Here is a 22,968-nt window from a genome sequence, read left to right as displayed (position 1 = left end):
GACAGCATCCCCTGTAGGAGCGAGTTCACTCGCGATGGTCGTCAACGATAACGCAGGCTACGTGATTCCCAGCGGTGGCCTGCAGTCCATCGCGAGTCAACTCGCTCCTACAGAAAGCGGTGCCGTGTAGACCCATCTGTCATCTGCGCGAAACATTACTGACTTAATCTCCCGGCTCTTTCCTTTTCTTCAAGGTGCCGGCATGTCGCTGCGCGTTTTTTGCCTGTGGATGCTCTGCGCCATGACCGCGCAGGCGGCGGACTTGCCGATACCCCAACAAGGCCCAGTGCTGCGTATCCAGGGTTCCAACACCATCGGCGCGGCGCTGGGCCCGGCGTTGGTCGAGGGCCTTATGCACGAGCAGGGTCTGCTCAAGGTGCACAGCGAAACACCGGACACCGCCAATGAATTACGGGTGGTGGGTGAAACCGTCCAAGGGCAGCGGGTCGTGGTGGACATCGCCGCGCACGGTTCCAGCACCGGCTTCAGCGCACTGAAAAACGCCACCGCCGACCTTGCCGCTTCATCTCGCCCGATCAAGGACAGCGAAGTGCTGGCCCTCGCCTCCCGCGGGGACCTGAAGAGCCCGGAGCCGAGCAGGTGATTGCCATCGATGGCCTGGCGATGATCCTTCATCCGCAAAACTCGCTGACTCAACTCAACACCGAGCAACTGGCCCGGATCTTCAGCGGTGAAGCGAAAACCTGGGAGGAGCTCGGCGGCCACGGGGGGCCTATTCATCTGTATGCGCGCGATGATCAGTCGGGCACCTATGACACCTTCAAGGAATTGGTTCTGAGCGGGCGTGGCAAAACCCTGGGCAACGCGGCCAAACGTTTCGAGTCCAGCGAGCAATTGTCCGACGCGGTCAGCGCCGATCCACAGGGCATCGGTTTCATCGGCCTGCCTTACGTGCGCCAGGCCAAAGCCGTGGCGATTGTCGACGGCGCGTCCCAGGCGATGCTGCCGCTCGACAACCTGATTGCCACCGAAGATTATCCGCTGTCCCGTCGGCTGTTTCTGTACCTGCCACCCAACGGCAAGAATCCTTGGGCCGAAGCCTTGGTGTCCTTCGCCCAAAGCGCCAAAGGCCAGGCCATCGTCGCCGCCAACGGTTTCATTGCCCAAACGGTGCAAGCCATGGCCGTGGCGCCGAATGCGCTGATGTCCGAGGGTTATCAGGCAATCAGCCGCCACGCCCAGCGCTTGAGCGTGAATTTTCGCTTTGAGGAAGGCAGTGCAAGCCTGGACAACAAGGCCCGCCAGGACCTGAGCCGGGTACTGGACTACCTGCGTCAGAATGCCAAAACCGATCGGTTGGTCACGCTGGTGGGGTTTGGCGATGCCAAGAGCGATCCGGCCCGCGCCGACCTGCTGTCAAAACTGCGGGCCATGGCGGTGCGTCGGGAACTGGTGAAAAACGGCGTGGTGTTTCGCGAGATACGCGGCTTCGGCGCCGAGATGCCGGTGGCGGCGAACAGCGCCGATGAGGGAAGGATCAAGAATCGGCGGGTTGAGGTCTGGGTTTACTGACCTGTCCGAATGTAGGCGAAATTAATTGTGGGAGCGGGCTTGCCCGCTCCCACAGGGTTCGCACATCGACTCAGATTCACATCAGCCCAAGAGTTTCTGCAATTGCGCCGTGGTATCGGTCGCCCCCATGGTTTTCGCCGCGTCCAGTGCCGACACGCCATTGGCGTCCTTGGCCTTCGGGTCGGCACCCTTGCTGATGAGGTAATCGACGATTTCCACACGGTTGAACATCGCTGCCATCATCAACGCCGTACGACCGTCGAACGAGGAACCTTCTACCTGTGCACCACCGTCTACCAGCGCCTTGACCACCGCCAGGTCACCCTTGAAGGCGGCGCCGGCAATCGGGCTCTGGCCGTTGTCGTTGCGGATTTCCGGATCGGCCTTGTGTTCGAGCAGCACTTTCACCGTTTCTACATGGCCATGGTACGCGGCCAACATCAGCAAGGTGTCACCCTTGTGGTTGCGCAGGTTGGCCGGCAGGCCCTTGCTCAACAGCGCAGCCATCATTGCGGCATCACCCTCACGCGCCTTGTTGAAGACCTGCTCGGCAAATTCGGCAGCTTCTTCGGGTGTCATCTGGCGGCCTTGATCGGACATTGGGAACTCCACTCACAGTTAATCGCAAAGCCGACAGTTTCCCGAGCGGCCTGGGCCCTGTCACTTGTTTTTTCTCAAGCCGCGCCATAGCGACATTCAATAGCGATACTGGCCAGCGTCGATCTGCGCCAGTAACTCTGGCGTCACCTGCACATAAGTGTCTGTGCCCGGCAGCCATGCGTAGATCGGGTCATCACCGCTGCGCCCTGGATCGAAGGCTTCATCCTTGAGCCGAGTCTTCTGATATTTGAAGGTGCCGGTGGTTTCCATTTTCACTTTCACCCGCAGGAACAACGGCACCGCATACGCTGGCATGCGCTCGCGGGTGAAGGCCAGCAGCTCGCTGAAATCCAGGGTCGCCAGCGATTCGGCGGGAGTGATCGCGGCCATCCCGGCGCGCCCGTTGGTGTTGCGCACTTCCACACCGTAGGCCACCGCTTCGCAAATGTTCGGGTGCTGCAACAGGATGTTCTCGACCTCGGTCGTCGACACGTTCTCACCCTTCCAGCGATAGGTGTCACCCAGCCGATCGACGAATTGGGCGTGGCCAAAACCGATGTTGCGCAACAGGTCACCGGTGTTGAAATAGCGGTCGCCCTGCTCAAACACATCGTGGAGCACGACTTTCTCGGTCTTCTGCGGGTCGGTGTAGCCGTCCAGCGGCGCCTTGTCATCAATCCTCGCCAGGAGCAGCCCGCGCTCGCCCTTGGCCACTTTGCGCATGAACCCCTTGGCGTCACGCAACGGCGCGCCGGTGTCGTGGTCGTAGGCGGCCAGCTCCCAGGCCATCAGGGAAAACCCCACGGTGTTGTCGAAATTGAGCACGTTGGTGAAACCGATGTTGCCATCGCTGGCGGCGTACAGCTCGCAGATGTGCTTGATCGCAAAGCGCGTCTTGAACGCTTCCCACGCGCCGGGGCGCAGGCCGTTGCCGATCATCTTCGTTACGTGATGTCGCCCGTCATCGGCACTCGGTGGCTGGTCGACGAGGTAGCGGCATAATTCGCCCACGTAGCCAATCGTTGTCGCGCGGTAGGCACGGACATCGCTCCAGAACTGGCTGGCGCTGAACTTGCGGCGGATGGCGAAGCCCGATGCGCCTCTGACGGCTGAGCCCCAGCACACGCACAACCCGGTGGCGTGATACAGCGGCAAGGTGCAATAAACGATGTCATCGGGACGCATGTCCAGTGCGATCAGGCCGAAACTCGCGGAACTGCGCATCCAGCGGCCATGCTTGAACACGCCAGCCTTGGGCAGCCCTGTCGTGCCCGAGGTATAGAGATAGAAACAGGGATCGTCGAAAAAAATCTTCTGGCTGCTGGCGGGGTTGTCATCAGGCTCCTCAAGCGTGGCCGTCATCAGGTTGATGTAGCCCTCAGGCGCGATGCCCGGTTGGCTCCAGGTGTCCTGATCGGCGACAAACCAGGTGCGTTGTGCAGCAATGGTCACCCGCTCGCGAACCGCTTCAAACGCTGGCACCAACTCTTCGCCGACAATGATTGCCACGGGCGCCACCAGATTGAGGCTGTGAACCAGGGCGTCACGGGTTTGCGAGGTGTTGAGCAAGGCACTGATCGCACCGACCTTGGCCACCGCCAGAATGGTCACCAGCAATTCAGGCCGGTTCTCGATGAACACCGCCACCCCATCGCCCTTGCCGATGCCCTGGGCGATCAGGTGATGAGCGATGCGATTGGCCCACTGGTTGACCTGCCGATAGCTGAGCACGAGCTCCCCTTGCAGCAAGGCCGGACCATCGGGGTTGCGCAGGGTGGCCTGCTCGAACGTCCAGGCCAGCCCACACGCCTGGCTCGGGTCCGTGACGTTCGCCGCTTTCATGCCCTTCACCACCCGGGGGATGGCTTTGGCGATCGAAGGCAATTTGCGGAGCATCATGCCCCAGGTGATCGTGTCGCTCGTCGTGCGGCGCATGCAGGCTCCCGTTCGATCTTTTTATTGTCGGGCAACGGTGATTGAGCCTGAAAATACGTCAGCGGTTCTTGAGCTGTACACGCTGTTTTTGCAATGTTTTGTATCCGCCAACCGCACCGCCGTTTACGCGAACATCGACAATGGATTTGGTTCCGTAAAAAAGACGCGCATCACGCAAAATGCAGGATGCACGATGGCTGTTCATGCAGATTGCACGAAGTCAAAAAATCGGTAGAAATTTAAATCATTGATTTATAAAGGAATTATAAAAACACGGTGCTGGCACAATCACTGCAACTCCTTGGACATGCTTGCCATTCAAAGCCAACGGAGCTGATAGACATGAGCCTGATCCAAGAAAAATTTTCGTCCCTGTTCTCCAACTTTGAAGTCACCACCCAGCCTCGCCCGGACGGCGGCATCCTGCTCACCCTGCGCAGCAGCGAGGGTCGCGTGTTCAAGCGTTCGATCTCGTACCAGCAGTTGCATGCCGGTGACCAACTGTCCTGGGTAATCAGCGCCATCCGCCGTGACCTGGCCGAACAGGCCAGCGAACTGCCACAGATTTCCATGCTGCAAAGCCAGCAGCGGTTTGCGTTGCCTACGTATCATTCGGCCTGATCGCAACGGCGCATAAACCTGTAGGAGCGAGCATGCTCGCGATGGACGACCAGACGACGCGGGCATTCAGACAGCCAGGCGTTTTCGTGGGAGTCCATCGCGAGCATGCTCGCTCCTACAGGGGGTCGGGGCCGAGGGTTAAAACGCCTCAGGCTCGATATGCGCGAAACTTTCCACCGTCACATGCCCCGTCAGCTCACCGCCCTCCCGCGCCAGGCCGCAGGTTTTCATCCCCGCCTCTTGCGCCGCGTCCAGCTCCTGCACGATGTCCGAAAGAAACAGAATTTCATCTGCGGGCAGGCCAATCGCGTTAGCGATGCGCTGATAAGACTGGGCTTCGCGCTTGGGCCCCGATGTGGTGTCGAAATAGCCGTTGAACAGCGCGGACAGGTCTCCCGCCTCTGAACAACCGAAGATCAGCTTCTGCGCCTGGATCGACCCCGATGAATACACGTACAACTGCAAGTGCTGGCGGTGCCAATCCTGCAACGCCTGAACGGCGTCCGGGTACACGTGTCCTTTCAATTGCCCGGCCTGGTAACCCTGCTCCCAGACCATGCCCTGCAACGCCTTGAGTGGCGTGGCCTTGCGATCTTCGGCAATCCAGCCCAGCAGGATGTCGATGACACGCTCGACATCAGCGTCCGGCTCGGCGCTGTCGCGGCGCACGGCATCCAGTTGTTCGGCGACATCGGCACGTGTAGCGTGCTGGCGGACGAAATCCGGCAGATGACGGGTGGCGTAGGGAAACAGCACGTCGAAGACAAAACTCACCGCGCTGGTGGTGCCTTCGATGTCGGTAAGAATCGCCTTGATCGTCATGGGCTCAGTCCTCAAGGCGCGGGAAGCGACTGGCGATGTCATCGCCAGTAAAATTGGCCACCCAGCCTTCAGGGTTATTGAACAGACGGATCGCAACGAAGTGCGGGTGCTCGCCCATGTCGAACCAATGCGGCGTGCCGGCCGGCACCGAAATCAGGTCGTTCTTCTCACACAGCACGGCGTACACGTATTCGCCCAAGTGCAGGGTGAACAGGCCACGCCCGGCAACGAAAAATCGCACTTCATCTTCGCCATGACGGTGTTCGTCGAGGAACTTGGCACGCAGCTCGGCTTTTTGCGGGTGATCGCTGTTGAGGCTGATCACGTCGACGGTGATATAACCGCGCTCGGTCATCAGCTTGTCGATTTGTTCCTTATAGGCGGCGATCACTTCTTCCTGGCTCGCGCCCGGCTGGATCTTCGCCGCCGCTTGCCAGCGGTCGAAACGCACGCCCTGCTCGGCAAGGGTCGCGGCGATGTCTTCGAAATGGGTCAGCACCTTGTTCGGAATGTCAGGGCTTGAGACGTGGTAAACGGACAGGCTGCTCATCAGGCAACTCCTTAACGGTTCAGGCTTGGCGGTTTAAAACCGCTCGGGTTTTCAACTCGCACTCGAACAAAAATTCAAAGGCCTCGATCTGCCGCAGGGCATCGCTCATGCGCGCGCCCCAGGTGTAGAGACCGTGACCCCGGATGAGGTAACCGACACAATCAGGGTGGGCTTCAAGCCAAGGCTGCACCTTGGCGGCCAAGCGTGCAATGTCCTGATCGTTGTCGAAAATCGGCACGCGCACTCGGGATTCGTGGGTTGAGACGCCGCTGAAGGCCTTTTGCAGCTCGTAGTCTTCGAACTCGATGAAGTCCTCGGGCGTGAGACGCGACAGCACCGTGGCGTTCACCGAATGGGTGTGCAGCACCGCGCCGATTTCCGTGCGCCAACTATAGAGCTGGGTATGCAGCAAGGTTTCGGCGGACGGTTTCTTGCCCGCTTCCAGACTGTTGCCGGCCAGATCGGTGGCCAGTACATCGTCCGGCCCCAACTGGCCCTTGTGCTTGCCGGAGACGGTCAACAGTGCTTGAGTGGGCGACAGACGCGTCGAATAATTGCTGCTGGTGGCTGGCGACCAGCCACGGCCATACAGGAAACGCCCAGCGTCAATGATTTCCTGGGCGAGGTGTTCACGGGTAAGGCTCATGGCCTGTCCTCTTGCATACGTGTGGCAATGATAACGGCCGCAGCAAAGGCTGCGAGACTGGCAATACTAAAGGTCCATGCAGCGCCGAGGGCATTCCAGCTGTAGCCGGAATACAACGCACCCAATGCGCCGCCAGTGCCGGCCAGGGCGGCATACAACGCCTGCCCCTGCCCCTGCTGGCGCGCGCCGAAACTACGTTGCACAAAGTGGATGGCAGCCGCATGAAAGCTGCCGAAGGTCGCCGCGTGCAGCACCTGGGCAAACAGCAGCACTGTGACAAATTCGGCGAACGAGCCCAGCAACAGCCAGCGCAACGCCGCCAGCAGGAAACTGGCCAGTAGCACCCGGCGCACGGAAAACCGCGCAAGGATCTTGCTCATGGCCAAAAACATCAGCACTTCAGCGACCACACCGAGCGCCCAGAGCATACCGATCAAGCCCCGACTGTAACCGAGGTGCTCCAGGTGCAGGGTCAGGAAGGTGTAATACGGGCCGTGACTCATCTGCATCAGCGCCACGCACGCGTAGAAAGCCAATACGCCGGGGCTGAGCAATTGCTTGAGAAAACCGTCGCCAGGCAGGCGCTCGCCCTGGACCGGCTGGGCGTTCGGCACCCACAAGCTGCTCAACACGATGCCGGCCATGATCAGCACCAGCGCCGCCGGGTAGATGTCCAGGCTCAACCATTCGAACAGTCGGCCCAATGCCACCACGGTGATAATGAAGCCGATGGAGCCCCACAGGCGAATCTGACTGTAGCGCTGGGTCTGGCCTCTCAAATGCGCCAGGGTGATGACTTCGAACTGCGGCAGCACCGCGTGCCAGAAGAACGCGTGCAAGGCCATGACCATCGCCAGCCAGGCGTAGCTCTTGCTGACGAAGATCAGCGAGAACGTCAGCAAGGTGCAGATCGCACCGAAACGGACGATGGCCAGTCGCCGCCCGGTGTAGTCACCCAGCCAGCCCCAGATATTCGGCGCGACGCAACGCATCAGCATCGGGATCGCGACCAGCTCGCCGATGCGCGCAGCGCTGAATCCCAGGTGATCGAAGTACAACGCCAGAAACGGCGCCGTCGAACCGAGCAACGCGAAATAGAACAGGTAGAAACTGGAGAGCCGCCAGTACGGGAGCGCCGCGGCCATCAGACCGCGGCGACTTTCAGAACATGGATCAAAGCTGACCCAGCACCGGCGTGCTCACGCGCACGTCGGCGTTCTGCCCACGGTGGCGCAGCAGATGGTCCATCAGCACGATGGCCATCATCGCTTCGGCAATGGGTGTTGCGCGGATACCGACACACGGATCGTGGCGACCCTTGGTAATCACGTCCACCGGGTTGCCGTGGATGTCGATTGAACGGCCCGGCGTGGTGATGCTCGACGTCGGTTTCAACGCAATGTGCGCCACGATCGGCTGACCGGAGGAGATGCCACCAAGGATCCCGCCCGCGTTGTTGCTGAGGAAACCTTCAGGCGTCAGCTCATCGCGATGCTCGGTGCCGCGCTGGGCGACACTGGCGAAACCGGCGCCGATTTCCACACCCTTCACCGCGTTGATGCTCATCAGCGCGTGGGCCAGTTCCGCGTCGAGGCGATCGAAAATTGGCTCGCCCAGGCCCGGCATCACGCCTTGCGCGACAACGGTAATCCTGGCGCCCACCGAATCCTGGTCGCGACGCAACTGGTCCATGTAAGCCTCCAGCTCCGGCACCTTGTCCGGGTCGGGGCTGAAAAACGCGTTCTGCTCGACGCAGTCCCAGGTCTTGAAAGGGATTTCAATGGGGCCGAGCTGGCTCATGTAGCCGCGAATGACGATGCCCTGGGACGCGAGGAATTTTTTCGCGATCGCACCGGCGGCCACGCGCATCGCGGTTTCGCGCGCCGAGCTGCGACCGCCACCACGGTAATCGCGCTCGCCGTATTTGTGGTGGTAGGTGTAGTCGGCATGGGCCGGGCGGAACAAATCCTTGATCGCCGAGTAGTCCTTGGACTTCTGGTCGGTGTTGCGAATCAACAGGCCAATGGCACAACCGGTGGTGCGGCCTTCGAATACGCCGGACAGGATCTCGACTTCGTCGGCTTCCTGGCGCTGGGTGGTGTGTCGGCTGGTGCCGGGTTTACGCCGATCCAGATCGCGCTGAAGATCTTCCAGGGAAATCTCAAGCCCCGGCGGGCAGCCGTCGACAATGGCGACCAACGCCGGACCATGGCTCTCGCCTGCGGTGGTGACAGTGAACAGCTTGCCGTAGGTATTGCCGGACATCAGGACGCTCCGTGAAATCGAACCCAAATACGTAATGCGCGCCAGTATACGCAGGCTACCCAACTAGTTCATCCTCGAACCTTATGCAGGCCCGCAAGTCCAACCGGGATCCTTGTGAATGATGGCGTCATGATGCTGCGAGTTTTAGTCTTGAGTCTTACTTTGTTTAGCGGTTTTGTGCAGGCCGCTGTCCTGCAACGACCGATCACGCTGGATACCGGCACCGGAGAACTGTTCGGCTCCCTGTTGCTGCCAAAATCCGACAAACCGGTGCCGGTGGTCCTGATCATCTCGGGGTCAGGTCCTACGGACCGCGACGGCAATAACCCCGATGGCGGGCGCAACGACAGCCTCAAGCGCCTGGCCTGGGTGCTGGCCAAACACAATATCGCGAGCGTGCGATACGACAAGCGCGGCGTCGCGGCGAGCCTCGCGGCAACCCCGGATGAGCGCAATCTGTCGGTGGAAGCCTATGTGGCCGACGCCCAGGCCTGGGGGCGCAAGCTCAAGAGCGACCCGCGTTTCGGTCCGTTGATTCTACTGGGTCACAGTGAAGGCGCCTTGATCGCCAGCCTGGCCGCGCCAAGCGTCGACGCCGCCGCCGTCATTTCCATGTCCGGCACCGCACGCCCCGTCGACCAGGTATTGCGCCAGCAACTGGCGCGCAACCTGCCGCCGGCCTTGATGCAGCGTAGCAATGAATTGATCGACAGCCTCAAGGCCGGGAAAACCGACGACAACGTGCCCGACCCTCTCCAGGTGATTTTCCGCCCGAGCGTGCAGCCCTACCTGATTTCGCTGTTCCGCCAGGATCCGTCGGCAGCGTTTGCCGCGCTGAAGATGCCGGCACTGATCATCCAGGGCAGCCACGACATCCAGGTCGGTGTCGACGATGCAAGGCAACTGAAGGCGGCCAAACCGGACGCCGAACTGGCACTGATCGAGGGCATGAACCACGTCATGCGCATTGTGCCCAACGACGTGAAACGGCAACTGGCCTCCTACAAGGATCCGCAATTGCCGCTGGCCGCCGAACTTGGCGCGCGAATCCTCGGATTTATTGACGGACTTCGCACCCGTTAAGCGCATTTTACCCTCCAGTCCTCGGGAAATCGGCCGATAAGCCTTTGTCGCCAGCGCACGTGCGGGCGACAAGCTGAGCTTGGACAGGATCTCGCCGTTATGACCGATACCCAGACTTCACCTGACACCACCGCTGAAAAAGAAGCGCCGCCAGCGGTCGAGCTGCCCTGGGCGGACGTCCACGTCGAGCACCACAAGATGCTCCGCCTGGCGCCCTTGCAGACTGACCGCAACACCGGCGGGCGGCCGCTGCGTTTTGTCGAGTTCGGCTACGCCGAGCGCAACGACAAGAAACACAGCCTCCTGCGCATGACCATCTCCCTGCCCGCCCAGCGCGTGCGCAAGGAACAGAATCACCTCGACGTGTGGGTCGATCACGCCGAGAAACGTGTGCGTTTTGAACCGGAAAACTTGCAGATCGAGCCAATGAACCGTGGCATCGGCCGCTATCTGGCAGCCCAGGGCATCAGTTGGGCAAAAAAACGCTGGCCGACTTACACCTTCGACGGCACCGACCTGAACAACAAGGATGCGCTGAACGAAGACACGCGCCTGCGCCGCGACCACTTTTTGCGCGTTCATGGTTTTGACGTGGCCTACGCCGACGCCCAGCATTTGAAAGGCAGCGTCAAGGCCGTGCAGGTCGGCGACCTGCTGACCGACTGGAACACGGAAAAGCTGCAGCAGGTGGAAATTCTGGAAGCGGCGCAGATGCTTCAGCAGGCCGAACAGAATCTGGCCGAGCAGGAAGTCAAGCTTAAGAAACACGAGGAAAAGGTCAGCAAGTACAAACGCGAAGACGCTGGCCTGCGTTTCACCATCACCTGCCTGGTGGCGTTTGCAGTGTTTCAGGCCGGTCTGTTGATCTGGATTGCGACGCACCGCTGAGGCTCTGTAGGAGCGGGCTTGCCCGCGATGGGGCTTGACGGTGTACATATCCATTTCTGCGGTAACGGCCGCTTATGGGTCCGCCCTTACGGCGGGTCACTTTGGAAAAGCGCCAAAGTAACCAAAACGCTCGGTCCCTGACGTCCGGTGCCTCGCCTAGGCTCGACATACCCTCGCTCCGGCCCTGCTCCGTGGGCCCGCCGCCATCGGCCATCCATGGCCGGGGGCGGCTAACCCGGCATCCATGCCGGGTTGCCCACTGCGCAGAACCTCCACTCGGCCTTCCGACGGGGCAATCTGCGTCGTCCTTTAGAGCGCGGCTCTGCTTTCTGCAGAAGCGAGCCTGGGTCAAACGCGCGAAGCGAACAACGCCTGATGATCCCGGCACTGCTGCGCCGTCAACATGAACACGCCATGCCCGCCGCGCTGGAAATCGAGCCAGGCGAAGTCGACTTCAGGGTACAACGCCTCGACGTGAACCTGACTGTTGCCCACTTCGACAATCAGCAAGCCCTTCTCGGTCAGATGCTCACCCGCCTGGGCGAGCATGCGTCGTACCAGGTTCAAACCGTCATCGCCGCAGGCCAGGCCCAGCTCGGGTTCGTGCTGGTATTCCTGAGGCATGTCGGCGAAATCTTCCGCATCGACGTAGGGAGGATTCGACACGATCAGGTCGAAACGTTGCCCCGGCAAGCCATCGAAGCCATCGCCTTGAACCGTGTACACCCGCTCGTCGACGCCGTGGCGCTCAATGTTGCGGTTGGCCACCTCCAGTGCCTCGAACGACAGGTCGGCGAGAACGACTTCCGCGTTCTGGAACTCGTAGGCGCAGGCGATGCCGATACAGCCGGAACCGGTGCACAGGTCGAGGATGCGCGCCGGTTCGGCACCGAGCCAGGGGCTGAATTGCTTTTCGATCAGCTCGCCGATCGGTGAACGCGGGATGAGCACACGCTCGTCGACAATGAAAGGAAGGCCGCAGAACCAGGCCTCGCCCAACAGATAGGCAGTGGGAATTCGTTCTTCGATACGACGCTTGAGCATGCGCTGCAGACGTACCAACTCATCGTCCTCGAGATTGCAATCGAGGTAGGCATCAGAAATCTCCCACGGCAAGTGCAAGGCGCCCAACACCAGTTGACGGGCTTCGTCCCAGGCGTTGTCGGTGCCATGGCCGAAAAACAGATCCTCCCCTTGGAAGCGGCTGACGGCCCAACGGATATGGTCACGCAGGGTACGAAGTCGGGAAGTGATCACAGCGGTAAACTCCAGAAAATACGACCGGTGATTCTAACAGCCAAAACGCACGACGACGACGCAGGAAAAACATGAGCACCTGTGTAGGACTCATCCATTTTTCGTGCTGCCCCTTGAACAAAACGAGGATCTTGACAACGCTGTAAGCCAGCAACGACGTACCTTGCGATGGTAGCGATTCACAGAAGCGCTCAGCCAGAGGACAATGTCGCAAAAGCCCCACCCGAAGGAGCCCCAGAATGTCCGTTCCAAAAACGATGTTTCAACTCAGTGGTCGCGGTTATGCAGCCGCCAATCTGAGTCATGCGACGCTTGTGATCATCGATGCCCAGAAAGAATACCTTAGCGGCCCCCTGGCCCTGAGCGGCATGGATGCTGCCGTCGCGAACATCAAGCAACTGGTCACCGCTGCCCGTGCCGCTGGCCGCCCCATCGTGCATGTGCGCCACCTTGGCACCGTCGGTGGCCTGTTCGACCCGCAAGGCGAGCGCGGCGAATTCATCCCGGGCCTGGAGCCGCTGGCCGACGAAACCATCATCGGCAAACTGCTGCCGAGCGCGTTCCACGGTACCGAACTGCTCGAACGCTTGCAGAATCTCGGTTCGCTGGACCTGATCGTGTGTGGATTCATGAGCCACTCCAGCGTCAGCACCACGGTACGTGCCGCGAAGAACCTGGGCTTTCGCTGCACCCTCGTGGAAGATGCCTGCGCCACCCGCGATTTGCCTTACAAGGGCGGCGTGTTGAGCGCTGACCACGTTCAACAAACCGAAATGGCAATCATGGCGGACAACTTCGCCACCCTGGCCATCACTCACGATCTGATCTGATCGACGCCCAATGAGCGGTTTATGCCGCCGCTCATCCGCAAATGCGGCCCGTTAGCCGTAATTGTCATAGCCTCAGGAACATCCCGGTCAACTTCCGGTCGAAGGGCCGATACCCATTGAGGAAGGTCGGAATGAAGTTATCCGATGGTTTTGACGCACGCCGCCTGCGGCCCAAAGGCCAAAGCAACTGGCGTTTTCGAATAGGCGCAGCGTTCGCTGCCCTGCTGGCCACCTGCGGGGTGTTGCTGGCAATGGCCGGCGCCGCCAGTTTGCTGGGCCGCCCGCCGGCACTCGGCGAACTGAACGCCAGCCCGCTGGGCTCGGCGATTATCCTGGCGATTGGTCTCTTCGTGCTCTACCTGGGCGTGTGGTTGTGGCGTCGTTGCCGTCGCCGCGCGCGCCAATCCCGCGAGCTGAACATGTCCCCGCACCTGATGAAAAAACACGACTGAATTGCCGGCCTGGGCTGATAGGCAGGCCGCAATTGTTATCGATCACCCCTGGACTTGGGTAAACTGGCCGCCCTTCGCGGAGGCTGACATGCAAGACGACGATTTTTCCCTGTTCAAAAGTGCGATCCAAGGCGTCAAGCCGATCAAGCACGACCGCGCCGAAACCGGCAAACCCAAGGCTGACCGCGCACAGATTGCCAAGCTGCGCCAGGCCGCCACCGTGCGTACCAATGACACTACCGTTGATGGCCTGTCCGATCAGTTCGTGATCGACGTCGGCCCCGAAGACGAGTTGATGTGGGCCCGCGACGGTGTGCAGGAAAGCCAGATGCGCAAGCTCAAGGTCGGGCAGATTGCGTTCGAAGGCAGCCTCGACCTGCATGGCATGAGCTTGGAAAAGGCCCGGGAAACCTTGTGGGCATTCCTGGCCGAAGCGACGAAACTGGAAGTGCGTTGCGTGCGCGTCACCCATGGCAAGGCCGTGCGCCTGGATGGCAAGCGTCCGATGATCAAGAGTCACGTCAACACCTGGCTGCGCCAGCACCCACAGGTACTGGGTTTCACCTCGTGCCAGGCCAGGCATGGCGGCGCTGGAGCCGTTTATGTAATGCTCAAACGCACCATGATGGAAGGCCGCGACGAATAAAGCCGTTGCGACAAGCTTGCAGCGCCGTGTTTGCCACCGTACCCTTGCCCTTTGCGTAAAATCCCACAGGTAGTTTCATGTCCCTGGAACAGAATTACACCGAGATCCTCGGCCAACTCGGCGAGGACGTCTCCCGCGAAGGCCTGCTCGACACGCCAAAACGTGCCGCCAAAGCCATGAAGTACCTCTGCCGCGGGTATGAGCAGACGCTCGAAGAAGTCACCAATGGTGCCTTGTTCAGCTCCGACAACAGTGAAATGGTGCTGGTCAAGGACATCGAGTTGTACTCGTTGTGCGAACACCATCTGTTGCCATTCATCGGCAAGGCCCACGTTGCCTACATCCCGAGCGGCAAGGTGCTGGGCCTGTCGAAGGTCGCCCGGATCGTCGACATGTACGCCCGCCGCCTGCAGATCCAGGAAAACCTTAGCCGCCAGATCGCCGATGCGGTCCAGCAGGTCACCGGCGCCCTGGGCGTTGCAGTGGTGATCGAGGCCAAGCACATGTGCATGATGATGCGCGGTGTCGAGAAGCAGAACTCGTCGATGATCACCTCGGTGATGCTCGGTGAGTTCCGCGAAAATGCGGCCACTCGCAGCGAATTCCTCAGCCTGATCAAGTAATTCGATTGCACGAAAAAAACCGGCGCTCATCGCCGGTTTTTTTTCGTCAACGAAAATCAGGTAAGCTGCGCGCCTTCTTTCGCCCCCGTGAGGCTTGTCTCGTGTTCGTCAAAGCACTTCGTGTCGGCCTCGGCCAACTGATCATCTTCATCGACTTCATCACCCGCCCAGGCAAGAAGCAGCGCCCCGCCGCCGCCCAGGCCCAGGTCGAAGCGGCGGCCAGGGACCTGACCCTCTATCAGTTCCACGCCTGCCCGTTCTGCGTGAAAACCCGTCGCACCCTGCGCCGCCTGAACGTACCGGTGGCCTTGCGCGATGCGAAGAACAACGAACAGGATCGCCAGACGCTGCTGGAACAGGGCGGCAAGATCAAGGTCCCGTGCCTGCGCATCGAAGAAAATGGGCAGACGACCTGGATGTATGAGTCCAAGGTGATCATTGATTACCTGGACAAGCGGTTTGCTGCAGTCTGATTTTTTTGCTGAATTGACTGACGCCATCGCGAGCAAGCTCGCGCCTACAGACACCGATCCCCTGTAGGAGCGAGCTTGCTCGCGATGAGGCCGGCAAAGACATCGCCAATAAAAAAACCGGCCCAACTGGCCGGTTTTTTACTCCTCCATCAAGCCGCCTCAGCCGCCTGCGCCTGCCGCACCACCTCTGCCAACCGCCTGAGCCCCTCCCCCAACCGCGCCGGTTCGATATGACTGAAGTTCAGCCGCAGGTGCCCATGATGCCTATCAGGCTCAGGGAAAAACGGCTCCCCCGGCATGAACGCCACATCCGCCGCCAATGCAGCCTGTAGCAAGGTTCGCGTGTCCAGCGGCTGCTTGAGCGTCAGCCAGAAAAACAGCCCACCTTGAGGCACATTCCAGTCAGCCAGGTCAGCGAAGTGCGTTTGCAGCGCGACTTCAAAAGCATCCCGACGTACCCGATAGAAGTCCCGCAACTCGCTCAGGTGCTGCTGGTATTTCTCTGAACCGATCCACTGCAGGGCCTGCCACTGGCCAATACGGTTGGTGTGCAAGTCCGCCGATTGCTTGAGCTTGAGCAGGTGTGGAAACAGGTCCGGGCTGGCGATCAGGTAGCCCACGCGCAGCCCTGGCAGCAAGGTTTTGGAGACGGTGCCGGTGTAGATCCAGCTGGTTGTTTTCAATCGACTGACAATCGGCGTGGCGCTGCCGCCATCGAATGTCAGCTCGCGGTAGGGCTCGTCTTCGATCAGGGTAACGTTGAACTCATCCAGCAACGCGGCAACCGCATCACGCTTGGCCTCGCTGTAACGCACCGCCGAAGGGTTCTGGAAAGTCGGGATCAGGTAGATGAACGCAGGTCGGTGCTTTTCCAGGCGACTGCGCAACGCCACCAGGTCCGGCCCGTCCGCCTCTTGCGGCACGGTGATGCAGTCGGCGCCAAACAGCTGGAAGATCTGCAACGCGGCCAGGTAGGTCGGCGCTTCCAGGAGGATTTCGGTGCCTTTGTCGATGTAGAGCTTGGCCGCCAGGTCGAGGGTCTGCTGCGAACCGCTGACCACCAGCACCTGGCTCGCCTCGCACGGCACACCCAAGGCCCGGGCCTGCGCCGCCAGCGCCTCGCGCAAGGCCGGCTCTCCTTCGCTCATGCCGTATTGGCCAATGTTCACAGGCATGTCATCCCACTCCACCTTCGGCAACATCGCCTCGGCTGGCAAGCCACCGGCGAACGACATCACTTGCGGACGTTGTGCCGCCGCGAGGATTTCGCGGATGAGAGAACTTTTGAGACGCGAGACACGTTCGGAAAATGGCATGGGAGTCACCGGTAGCGAGGCCAGAGGTAAATGAGTCAAACTTGTTGACCGAAATTACGACAACCCGAACGGATACGTCAACATGATTGACCTTAAAAATCCTGCGTCTCAACAACAGGCCATGGAGGCGTTCTTCTTCGGCTATCAGGCGTTCACCGCCAAAGCCGACGAAATGCTCGAGCGTCGTGGCTTGAGTCGGGTGCATCAGCGCATCGTGTTTTTCATCGCCCGTTACCCGAACCTCAGCGTCAAGGAATTGCTGGCATTGCTGGGCGTCACCAAGCAGGCGTTGAACATTCCGCTGCGCCAATTGGTGGAGATGAACCTGGTCAACAGCGTGGCCAGCGAGACCGACAAGCGCAAACGCCTGCTGGAGCTGACCGTGGACGGAGCGAAATTCGAACAGGCACTGCGGCGTGAACAGGTGAAGTTGCTGGAGCGGGTATTTGCCGAGGCTGGGGAGGCGGCGGTGAATGGCTGGCTGGCGGTGAATCTGGGGTTGGGGAGGAGTCAGGGGGTGGCGGAATAAGCGATCGACTTTGTTTTTTTGCAGGCTTAGAGGGCCTCATCGCGGGCAAGCCCGCTCCTACAGGGGATTGTGGCGCGACACCGTCCCGTGTAGGAGCGGCTTGCCCGCGATGGCGTCCTCAAGAGCGATATATCCCTATCGCCACAAATTTCGTCGACAAAATCAAAAACATTATTTGCTTTATTTGTATACAAAAGCATAATCCACTGCGTGCGAGTTCCTGACCAAGCAGTCAACAAATTCGCGAATGCCTCAAAGGGCGCCGCCACCCTCATGGGTCCGGTCCCGGAAATAACAATAAAACTCTTGAGGAGTACTCGCTGTGGAAAGCCGCAAATCCGAAGCTTCGACGCTGGAACTCTCGCCGCCATTACGCAATGGCTGGCTGGAGCGCATCTTCAAACTCTCCTTGCATGGCACCACGGTGAAGACCGAGTTGATTGCCGGTCTGACCACCTTCATCACCATGGCCTACATCATTTTCGTCAACCCCAACATCATGGCCGACGCCGGGATCGATCATGGCGCGGCTTTCGTCGCCACCTGCATCGCGGCCGCGCTCGGTTGCCTGCTGATGGGCCTGTACGCCAACTGGCCAGTCGGCCTGGCACCGGGCATGGGCCTCAACGCCTTCTTCACCTACACCGTGGTCGGCACCATGGGCTACAACTGGGAAACCGCCCTTGGCGCGGTATTCGTCTCGGGTGTGCTGTTCATGATCCTGACGTTCTCGCGGATCCGCGAATGGTTGCTCAACAGCATTCCTGTCAGCCTGCGCTATGCCATGGGCGCCGGTGTGGGACTGTTCCTGGGGCTGATTGGCCTGAAAACTGCGGGCATCGTCGTCGATAGCCCGGCCACCCTGATCAAGCTCGGCTCCCTGCGCGAACCCGGCCCGCTGCTGGCAGCCATCTGCTTTTTGATGATTGCCGTGCTCAGCTACCACAAAGTGTTCGGCGCCATCCTCATCAGCATCATCACCGTGACGCTGGCCGGCTGGGGCCTGGGCATTGTGCATTACGAAGGGATCATGTCGGCGCCGCCAAGCCTGGCACCGACCTGGATGGCCATGGATGTCGCCGGCGTGTTCAACGTCAGCATGATCAGCGTGGTGCTGGCTTTCCTGTTCGTGCACATGTTCGACACCGCAGGCACCCTGATGGGCGTTGCCCAGCGCGCCAACCTGGTGAACCCTGATGGACGCATCGAGAACCTGTCCCGGGCGATGAAAGCTGACAGCGCCTCCAGCGTGTTCGGTGCCGTGGTCGGTGTGCCACCCGTGACCAGTTACGTGGAAAGTGCGGCAGGCGTAGCCGCCGGTGGTCGCACTGGCCTGACGGCTGTCACCGTGGGCCTGCTGTTCATCGCGGCGATGTTCTTCGCCCCGCTGGCTGGCATGATTCCCGCCTATGCCACCGCCGGCGCGTTGATTTACGTGGCAATGCTGATGATGGGCGGCATGGCGCACATCGAATGGGACGAAGCGACCGATAGCATTCCAGCGATTGTCACGGCGATCATGATGCCGCTGACATTCTCGGTGGCTGACGGCATCGCCCTGGGTTTCATCACCTACGTGGCGCTGAAGGCGGGCACTGGCAAATACAAGGAAATTTCCGTCAGCCTGTGGGTGCTCTGCGCGATCTTCATCGCCAAGTTCATCTTCCTGTAAGCGAAAAAGGATTTCAAAAACAGCCTCACCCCGTCGGGTGAGGCTTTTGTGCATGAGGAGCAAAGTAATGAGTCTGGAAACCTGGCTGCTGTTCACGGGCGCTGCATGGGTGGTGATCCTGATCCCGGGACCGCTGTCCTTGCTGATGATCAGCAACAGTCTGAATTTTGGCCTGCGCCGCTCGTACCCGGCCTTCCTCGGCGGCGTGAGCGCTTCAATCTGCCTGCTCAGCGCCTCGGCGTTGGGGCTGGGTGCCTTGCTGCTGGCCTCGGAACAACTGTTCAGCGCGCTGAAAATCGTCGGCGCGCTGTACCTGTTCTATCTCGCCTGGCAAAGCTGGCAGCAATCCCGCCAGCCGTCCCATGGCGCCGAGGTGCCCCAGGTCGCTGCCGTGCCGCGCTTTCGGGCGCTGTTTGGGCGCGCCTTCATGCTGGGGGCCAGTAACCCCAAGGACATCCTGTTTTTTGCCGCGTTCCTGCCGCAGTTCCTCAGCGCCGAGCAACCGTTGCTGCCCCAACTGCTGGTGATGATCGCCACCTGGACGGTGCTGGACCTGCTGTGCAAGCTCGCCTACGGCCTCGGCGCCCACGGCGCAGCCCAGTACTTGCGCTCGGGCAAGGGCCAGAGCTGGTTCAACCGCATCAGTGCCGGCCTGTTCGGCGGTGCCGGTGGCGCCTCGCTGCTGAGCGGACACTGACTGCCACGCCCCACCCTGGCGACACGCGCGCCGGGGTGGGCGCGCACCCGTATATACCGCAATTCGCCGAAACAGATGCACTACATAGTTATCGCTTTACTCTCCTCTCGCTTCCCTAGAGTTCGGGCCTCCTATCCACGCCCAACAAGGAAGCCCCAATGGCTCAAGCTATTCCAACCGTCGATGAATTTGGCTACGACGCAGTAAAAATCGTGGACGCCGAACCGCCAGCCGAAGCGACCACCGACAAGGAAGTCCACGACTTCATTCGCAGCGACGGCGCCTCTGCCGCGCAAGACCCACCGCCCCGCTCCGCGCGCAAACGCGAACGGGTGCTGCGCGCCCTGGACCACTACTACGGCCCCATCACCCTGGGCCATTTCACGGTCACTCGCGAGGAGCTGCACCTGCTCAATGCCACCGTGGACGGCGCTGCACTGGACATTGGCAACAGCAATTTCCGTCACACCCCTCAAGCGTTCATCGATGGCCTGCAACTGAACGCCACCGATGTTGAAAGTCGCATGTGGGCGACCGGCAATGCCGGTCACTACACCATCCCCACCCTGCTGTTCGAGATGGCCACCCACCGCTCGGTCAACGCCGCGCCCCTGCTGACAGAGTCGCAAGGCCCCCATGGACCAAAGATCGACCGACTGGTGCGAGCAGCCCAGAAGCTGGAGATCCGCGACACTCGCCTGCCCGAGAATGTCCCCGGCTGGGTCGACCGGCAAAAGAGCAAAGTGGTGAACAGCATGGGCGTTGGCCTCCAGGCCTACGGCATCTACAGCGGCTTGATGGGCATCAACGATGCCCTCAAGCGCGGCGACTCCACCGAAGCGGCCATCAATGCCGGCGCGGTGGTGACCGAGGTGGGTTCGCTGATCATCGAACGGGGCCTGGTCAAGACCGCACAGTCGCTGATCGAACACAGCGCACAGATCTACCAGGGCTTTGCCAGAACCCAGTTTGGCCTCTATCTATCGCGTTCGGCGGGCTTGATCGCTGGCGCGCTGACGCTTCCCTTCGACGTCTACTTTGCGGTCAAGGCGTTGAATGACGCGTCCCGGACCACCGGCAAGCAGGCCCTGGATCATTACGTTGCCGCCGGCATGAGCCTGACCAGCGCGGCGTTGACCCTGATCCTCGGCACGGCCGCCCTTGCAGGTTTCGCCCACGCCGGGCCGGTGGGCATTGCTGCGGCGGCTATCCTGATCGTGGGCTCGCAGATCTATAACGCCGTTCGCCAGGTGGACGACATCGACGACTACATCGACCTGAGCATCGATGAACGCCTGATCACCGGATTTCTGGTATTCATCGGCCAGAAGCCGCCGCAGGACGTTCAGGATCGCTACAGCATTGCGGTCACCACCGACCACTATTCGAAGAGTCTCACCAGCCGGGCCCGCCGATGGCTGGATGGCGACATGAAGGACAGCATCGAAGCCATCGTCAACGGCAGGTTCACTGTCGATCTCAAGGCCGAGCAGGTGTTCTGGTTCGAGCAGGATGCCCAGGGCCGCGAATCAGTATCGTCCAAGGAAATCAAGCTGCCGTCGGTCGTGGATGCCAACGATACGATTGATGCCCGCTGGGGCGTCCCGCCCGAGCTTGGCGGGGTGGTGAAAGGCACGGTGGGCGATTCGAAGGCCACGCTGTGGCTGCTGGGAGGTGGCAAGGACACCGTGATGGGTGTGGAAAAAAAGGCCAACCATTTCAGTTTCGGCAGCGGCATCAAACACCTGACCGGGGGCGAAAAAGACGACCGATTCCTGTTCGAGGGTGCCGCCCAGGCGCTCAAGGACGCTGCGCCCGCAGGCGCGCGGGTCGTTCTCGCCGGCGGAAAAGGCAACGACACGCTGGTCCTTCAGGGCCAACTGGACAGCCGCGATACAACACTTCACGAAGGCTGGGGCATCGACCTGGATGCCGGGCGGGTCGAACTGCTGGGCCAGGCAGGTGCTAGCGCCATTCACACCCTTCTGGAAAGTTTCGAAAACGTAGAAACGCTGGCCGGCGCCAAAAGCGTTGTCAAAGGCTCGAGCCTGGCCAATCGCATCATTGCCAGAGGCCATGACCAGATAGAAGCCGGCGCAGGCGATGACACGGTGTACCTGATGGGCGGCTATGGCCAGGCCACAGGCGGCGTCGGCAAGGACCAATACTATGTGGCCCACAAAAGCGGCACGATCATCATCACCGAAGATCCGCAGGAAGACAGCGTGATCATCATGGACTGGCCATTTGAGAACATTCAGAAATGGTCGATCAACGACAACTCTCTGGTGGTCTCATCGCTGTGTGGCAAGAACGGCGAGTGGCCGGAGCAAACGCTGATCATCAAGGACCTCTACAAGAAGGAGGCAGGCCGGCGCGTATTCCAGTAGCAAAAGCTGCGGTTCATTACCGTAGACGGATTTCAACTGACCCCGGACTTCCCCCCCGAATTGACGGGCGATGGCGAACAGAGCATCAACGTGTTGATTTTGGCGAAAGGCAAGCTTGCCGCCCCGTTGATCATCACCGCCGCTGAACACGACCTGGCACCCGATAAACACTCGCACTATTTCATTGATCGCGACCTTGGCAACAGCCTCTTCAAGATTACAAAAAAAGATGAAAAGACACTGAGCACTATTCACATCGATTGCAGCAGCGGGGAACTTACCATCGCCGAAGCGACTTACTTCGTTGAAGTCAACGCGCGTAACGGCAATCACTACTTGAACTACGGCGACTTTAATCTGACGTTAAAATTTGGCGATAAGTCAGTCGAATTCAAAGACTTGATCTCCACGGCGTCCACTGCCTATACAAATGTGCGCGACACCCCTTACAGGGTACAAGGTCTGGCATTGAATCATCCGATCAACTTGATACTGAGCGATGGCGTCTCCTATCAAATAAAATTGCCGGCGCCCAACTACGCGGATGACGTGAAAAACCCCGGCTTCAAGCAAATGGACGGCCAATTGATGCTCGAGAGACGCGCAGGCCAATATCTGTTGATAAAGCCCGAAGAGAGTCGGGCCATTGTGCTGAAAACGCGTAAACAACGCGTACATCTCCCCGCCCAAGCCCAGCGTACCGTGACCTCGCTGGAAGGCCAGGGCTCAGTCTATTTGGTATATCCTCAGGCAGATTCGGTGCTGCGGATTTCCACGCCAGACGCCATGAAAAAGATGTCCAATGCGTCCACCTGGTTATTTCACATGAACTCGGTCGTTCCGGCGAACATCAAATTCATCGGGAATAAACTGCTGATAGGACGCACGATCGTTTACCTTCCGGATTATCCCAGCGAAGACATACCTGTTGAGCAAATTTACGTCATCAGTCGGGCCGGCGTCCGTTATGTGGTCGACTTGATATTTGAACAAGTTTACCTATACACCGAACCATCTTCGTAATATTTTCTCGTTATCGAACAGCCCACGCGATACATAGTTATCGCTCGTTATTTCAAGAACCAAGCGATATTAAGTGCGTGCTGTTCAGGCGCACGACTTGAATTCGCCACCCTATTG

General features: G+C 60.0%; 23 protein-coding genes and 1 pseudogene. 15 read left to right on the top strand and 9 right to left on the bottom strand.

The features are described from left to right. The first annotated feature begins 202 nt into the window (after positions 1 to 202). Positions 203 to 1,533, top strand: a pseudogene (locus AB4N33_RS02560) (substrate-binding domain-containing protein). Positions 1,534 to 1,614: 81 nt separating this feature from the next. Here AB4N33_RS02560 and AB4N33_RS02555 read toward each other — a convergent pair. Together AB4N33_RS02555 and AB4N33_RS02550 are read right to left on the bottom strand one after the other, a co-directional pair. Next, positions 1,615 to 2,133 (bottom strand): ankyrin repeat domain-containing protein, encoded by a 519-nt coding sequence (locus tag AB4N33_RS02555; RefSeq protein ID WP_460122750.1) that lies wholly within the window; start codon positions 2,131 to 2,133, stop codon positions 1,615 to 1,617. A 96-nt stretch (positions 2,134 to 2,229) separates the two neighbouring features. After that, entirely contained in the window at positions 2,230 to 4,068 is a 1,839-nt protein-coding gene (locus AB4N33_RS02550) for a long-chain-acyl-CoA synthetase (protein WP_476456341.1), read from the bottom strand. On the opposite strand from AB4N33_RS02550, the gene AB4N33_RS02545 reads away from it, so the two are divergent. Both AB4N33_RS02545 and AB4N33_RS02540 read left to right on the top strand, forming a co-directional pair. Beyond that, positions 4,031 to 4,303, top strand: a complete 273-nt coding sequence (locus tag AB4N33_RS02545) for a hypothetical protein (RefSeq protein ID WP_476456340.1) — start codon at positions 4,031 to 4,033, stop codon at positions 4,301 to 4,303. The genes AB4N33_RS02550 and AB4N33_RS02545 overlap by 38 nt on opposite strands. A gap of 107 nt (positions 4,304 to 4,410) precedes the next feature. Continuing rightward, complete coding sequence (locus tag AB4N33_RS02540) at positions 4,411 to 4,689, top strand: DUF3509 domain-containing protein (protein ID WP_192304269.1); 279 nt, start codon at positions 4,411 to 4,413, stop codon at positions 4,687 to 4,689. A 138-nt stretch (positions 4,690 to 4,827) separates the two neighbouring features. Here the strand turns inward: AB4N33_RS02540 and mtnC are convergent, their stop codons facing one another. Genes mtnC through aroC form a run of 5 tightly spaced genes read right to left on the bottom strand, consistent with a single transcriptional unit; the run spans position 4,828 to position 8,972 of the window. After that, positions 4,828 to 5,511, bottom strand: coding sequence for an acireductone synthase (gene mtnC / locus AB4N33_RS02535; protein ID WP_476456339.1), 684 nt, complete (start codon positions 5,509 to 5,511; stop codon positions 4,828 to 4,830). Positions 5,512 to 5,515: 4 nt separating this feature from the next. Beyond that, on the bottom strand, positions 5,516 to 6,061 hold the full coding sequence (locus AB4N33_RS02530) for a 1,2-dihydroxy-3-keto-5-methylthiopentene dioxygenase (protein ID WP_460122744.1): 546 nt from the start codon (positions 6,059 to 6,061) through the stop codon (positions 5,516 to 5,518). A 19-nt stretch (positions 6,062 to 6,080) separates the two neighbouring features. After that, positions 6,081 to 6,707: a methylthioribulose 1-phosphate dehydratase gene (locus AB4N33_RS02525; protein ID WP_460122742.1), complete on the bottom strand. Its 627-nt coding sequence runs from the start codon at positions 6,705 to 6,707 to the stop codon at positions 6,081 to 6,083. Next, a complete protein-coding gene (locus AB4N33_RS02520) occupies positions 6,704 to 7,852 on the bottom strand; it encodes an MFS transporter (protein ID WP_460122740.1) in 1,149 nt (382 codons plus the stop codon). The genes AB4N33_RS02525 and AB4N33_RS02520 overlap by 4 nt, the downstream gene beginning before the upstream one ends. Positions 7,853 to 7,880: 28 nt before the next feature. After that, on the bottom strand, positions 7,881 to 8,972 hold the full coding sequence (gene aroC / locus AB4N33_RS02515; protein WP_460122738.1) for a chorismate synthase: 1,092 nt from the start codon (positions 8,970 to 8,972) through the stop codon (positions 7,881 to 7,883). A gap of 129 nt (positions 8,973 to 9,101) precedes the next feature. Here aroC and AB4N33_RS02510 point away from each other — a divergent pair, with 129 nt between their 5' ends. Together AB4N33_RS02510 and AB4N33_RS02505 are read left to right on the top strand one after the other, a co-directional pair. After that, positions 9,102 to 10,055, top strand: coding sequence for an alpha/beta hydrolase (locus AB4N33_RS02510; protein WP_460122736.1), 954 nt, complete (start codon positions 9,102 to 9,104; stop codon positions 10,053 to 10,055). A 99-nt stretch (positions 10,056 to 10,154) separates the two neighbouring features. Then, positions 10,155 to 10,943, top strand: coding sequence for a hypothetical protein (locus tag AB4N33_RS02505; RefSeq protein ID WP_460122734.1), 789 nt, complete (start codon positions 10,155 to 10,157; stop codon positions 10,941 to 10,943). Between the two features lie 348 nt (positions 10,944 to 11,291). Here the strand turns inward: AB4N33_RS02505 and prmB are convergent, their stop codons facing one another. After that, positions 11,292 to 12,200, bottom strand: a complete 909-nt coding sequence (gene prmB, locus AB4N33_RS02500) for a 50S ribosomal protein L3 N(5)-glutamine methyltransferase (RefSeq protein ID WP_460122732.1) — start codon at positions 12,198 to 12,200, stop codon at positions 11,292 to 11,294. 239 nt (positions 12,201 to 12,439) lie between these two features. Here prmB and AB4N33_RS02495 point away from each other — a divergent pair, with 239 nt between their 5' ends. The 5 genes from AB4N33_RS02495 to AB4N33_RS02475 all read left to right on the top strand — a co-directional run bounded on the left by AB4N33_RS02495 (position 12,440) and on the right by AB4N33_RS02475 (position 15,224). After that, positions 12,440 to 13,030 (top strand): cysteine hydrolase family protein, encoded by a 591-nt coding sequence (locus tag AB4N33_RS02495; RefSeq protein ID WP_460122730.1) that lies wholly within the window; start codon positions 12,440 to 12,442, stop codon positions 13,028 to 13,030. 131 nt (positions 13,031 to 13,161) lie between these two features. Beyond that, positions 13,162 to 13,482, top strand: a complete 321-nt coding sequence (locus AB4N33_RS02490; protein ID WP_476456338.1) for a hypothetical protein — start codon at positions 13,162 to 13,164, stop codon at positions 13,480 to 13,482. 88 nt (positions 13,483 to 13,570) lie between these two features. After that, positions 13,571 to 14,128: a Smr/MutS family protein gene (locus AB4N33_RS02485; RefSeq protein WP_476456337.1), complete on the top strand. Its 558-nt coding sequence runs from the start codon at positions 13,571 to 13,573 to the stop codon at positions 14,126 to 14,128. A 77-nt stretch (positions 14,129 to 14,205) separates the two neighbouring features. After that, on the top strand, positions 14,206 to 14,751 hold the full coding sequence (folE, locus tag AB4N33_RS02480) for a GTP cyclohydrolase I FolE (protein WP_192304294.1): 546 nt from the start codon (positions 14,206 to 14,208) through the stop codon (positions 14,749 to 14,751). Positions 14,752 to 14,852: 101 nt separating this feature from the next. Beyond that, positions 14,853 to 15,224 (top strand): glutathione S-transferase N-terminal domain-containing protein, encoded by a 372-nt coding sequence (locus AB4N33_RS02475; protein ID WP_192304296.1) that lies wholly within the window; start codon positions 14,853 to 14,855, stop codon positions 15,222 to 15,224. A 149-nt stretch (positions 15,225 to 15,373) separates the two neighbouring features. On the opposite strand, the gene AB4N33_RS02470 is transcribed toward AB4N33_RS02475, so the two are convergent. Then, positions 15,374 to 16,540: an aminotransferase-like domain-containing protein gene (locus AB4N33_RS02470; protein ID WP_460122724.1), complete on the bottom strand. Its 1,167-nt coding sequence runs from the start codon at positions 16,538 to 16,540 to the stop codon at positions 15,374 to 15,376. Positions 16,541 to 16,622: 82 nt separating this feature from the next. Here AB4N33_RS02470 and AB4N33_RS02465 point away from each other — a divergent pair, with 82 nt between their 5' ends. The 5 genes from AB4N33_RS02465 to AB4N33_RS02445 all read left to right on the top strand — a co-directional run bounded on the left by AB4N33_RS02465 (position 16,623) and on the right by AB4N33_RS02445 (position 22,851). Further along, complete coding sequence (locus AB4N33_RS02465; RefSeq protein ID WP_460122722.1) at positions 16,623 to 17,069, top strand: MarR family winged helix-turn-helix transcriptional regulator; 447 nt, start codon at positions 16,623 to 16,625, stop codon at positions 17,067 to 17,069. 322 nt (positions 17,070 to 17,391) lie between these two features. Further along, positions 17,392 to 18,741: an NCS2 family permease gene (locus AB4N33_RS02460; RefSeq protein WP_460122720.1), complete on the top strand. Its 1,350-nt coding sequence runs from the start codon at positions 17,392 to 17,394 to the stop codon at positions 18,739 to 18,741. 67 nt (positions 18,742 to 18,808) lie between these two features. Continuing rightward, on the top strand, positions 18,809 to 19,438 hold the full coding sequence (locus tag AB4N33_RS02455; RefSeq protein WP_460122718.1) for a LysE family translocator: 630 nt from the start codon (positions 18,809 to 18,811) through the stop codon (positions 19,436 to 19,438). Between the two features lie 158 nt (positions 19,439 to 19,596). Continuing rightward, a complete protein-coding gene (locus AB4N33_RS02450) occupies positions 19,597 to 21,828 on the top strand; it encodes a hypothetical protein (RefSeq protein ID WP_476456336.1) in 2,232 nt (743 codons plus the stop codon). 90 nt (positions 21,829 to 21,918) lie between these two features. After that, complete coding sequence (locus tag AB4N33_RS02445) at positions 21,919 to 22,851, top strand: hypothetical protein (RefSeq protein ID WP_476456335.1); 933 nt, start codon at positions 21,919 to 21,921, stop codon at positions 22,849 to 22,851. Positions 22,852 to 22,968: the final 117 nt, after the last annotated feature.

It is taken from the genome of Pseudomonas sp. S1_E05, assembly GCF_056337105.1.
This window is presented reverse-complemented; position numbering and strand designations above follow the sequence as displayed.

Excerpts from the sequence above, each read along its gene's own strand:
- AB4N33_RS02555 (WP_460122750.1), bottom strand. The coding sequence starts at position 2,133 with ATGTCCGATCAAGGCCGCCAGATGACACCCGAAGAAGCTGCCGAATTT.
- AB4N33_RS02490 (WP_476456338.1), top strand. The coding sequence starts at position 13,162 with ATGAAGTTATCCGATGGTTTTGACGCACGCCGCCTGCGGCCCAAAGGC.
- AB4N33_RS02520 (WP_460122740.1), bottom strand. The coding sequence starts at position 7,852 with ATGGCCGCGGCGCTCCCGTACTGGCGGCTCTCCAGTTTCTACCTGTTC.
- AB4N33_RS02465 (WP_460122722.1), top strand. The coding sequence starts at position 16,623 with ATGATTGACCTTAAAAATCCTGCGTCTCAACAACAGGCCATGGAGGCG.
- AB4N33_RS02450 (WP_476456336.1), top strand. The coding sequence starts at position 19,597 with ATGGCTCAAGCTATTCCAACCGTCGATGAATTTGGCTACGACGCAGTA.
- AB4N33_RS02455 (WP_460122718.1), top strand. The coding sequence starts at position 18,809 with ATGAGTCTGGAAACCTGGCTGCTGTTCACGGGCGCTGCATGGGTGGTG.
- AB4N33_RS02525 (WP_460122742.1), bottom strand. The coding sequence starts at position 6,707 with ATGAGCCTTACCCGTGAACACCTCGCCCAGGAAATCATTGACGCTGGG.
- AB4N33_RS02540 (WP_192304269.1), top strand. The coding sequence starts at position 4,411 with ATGAGCCTGATCCAAGAAAAATTTTCGTCCCTGTTCTCCAACTTTGAA.
- AB4N33_RS02545 (WP_476456340.1), top strand. The coding sequence starts at position 4,031 with ATGCCCCAGGTGATCGTGTCGCTCGTCGTGCGGCGCATGCAGGCTCCC.
- AB4N33_RS02505 (WP_460122734.1), top strand. The coding sequence starts at position 10,155 with ATGACCGATACCCAGACTTCACCTGACACCACCGCTGAAAAAGAAGCG.
- AB4N33_RS02510 (WP_460122736.1), top strand. The coding sequence starts at position 9,102 with ATGATGCTGCGAGTTTTAGTCTTGAGTCTTACTTTGTTTAGCGGTTTT.
- AB4N33_RS02495 (WP_460122730.1), top strand. The coding sequence starts at position 12,440 with ATGTCCGTTCCAAAAACGATGTTTCAACTCAGTGGTCGCGGTTATGCA.
- mtnC (WP_476456339.1), bottom strand. The coding sequence starts at position 5,511 with ATGACGATCAAGGCGATTCTTACCGACATCGAAGGCACCACCAGCGCG.
- folE (WP_192304294.1), top strand. The coding sequence starts at position 14,206 with ATGTCCCTGGAACAGAATTACACCGAGATCCTCGGCCAACTCGGCGAG.
- AB4N33_RS02550 (WP_476456341.1), bottom strand. The coding sequence starts at position 4,068 with ATGCGCCGCACGACGAGCGACACGATCACCTGGGGCATGATGCTCCGC.
- AB4N33_RS02530 (WP_460122744.1), bottom strand. The coding sequence starts at position 6,061 with ATGAGCAGCCTGTCCGTTTACCACGTCTCAAGCCCTGACATTCCGAAC.
- AB4N33_RS02485 (WP_476456337.1), top strand. The coding sequence starts at position 13,571 with ATGCAAGACGACGATTTTTCCCTGTTCAAAAGTGCGATCCAAGGCGTC.
- aroC (WP_460122738.1), bottom strand. The coding sequence starts at position 8,972 with ATGTCCGGCAATACCTACGGCAAGCTGTTCACTGTCACCACCGCAGGC.
- AB4N33_RS02470 (WP_460122724.1), bottom strand. The coding sequence starts at position 16,540 with ATGCCATTTTCCGAACGTGTCTCGCGTCTCAAAAGTTCTCTCATCCGC.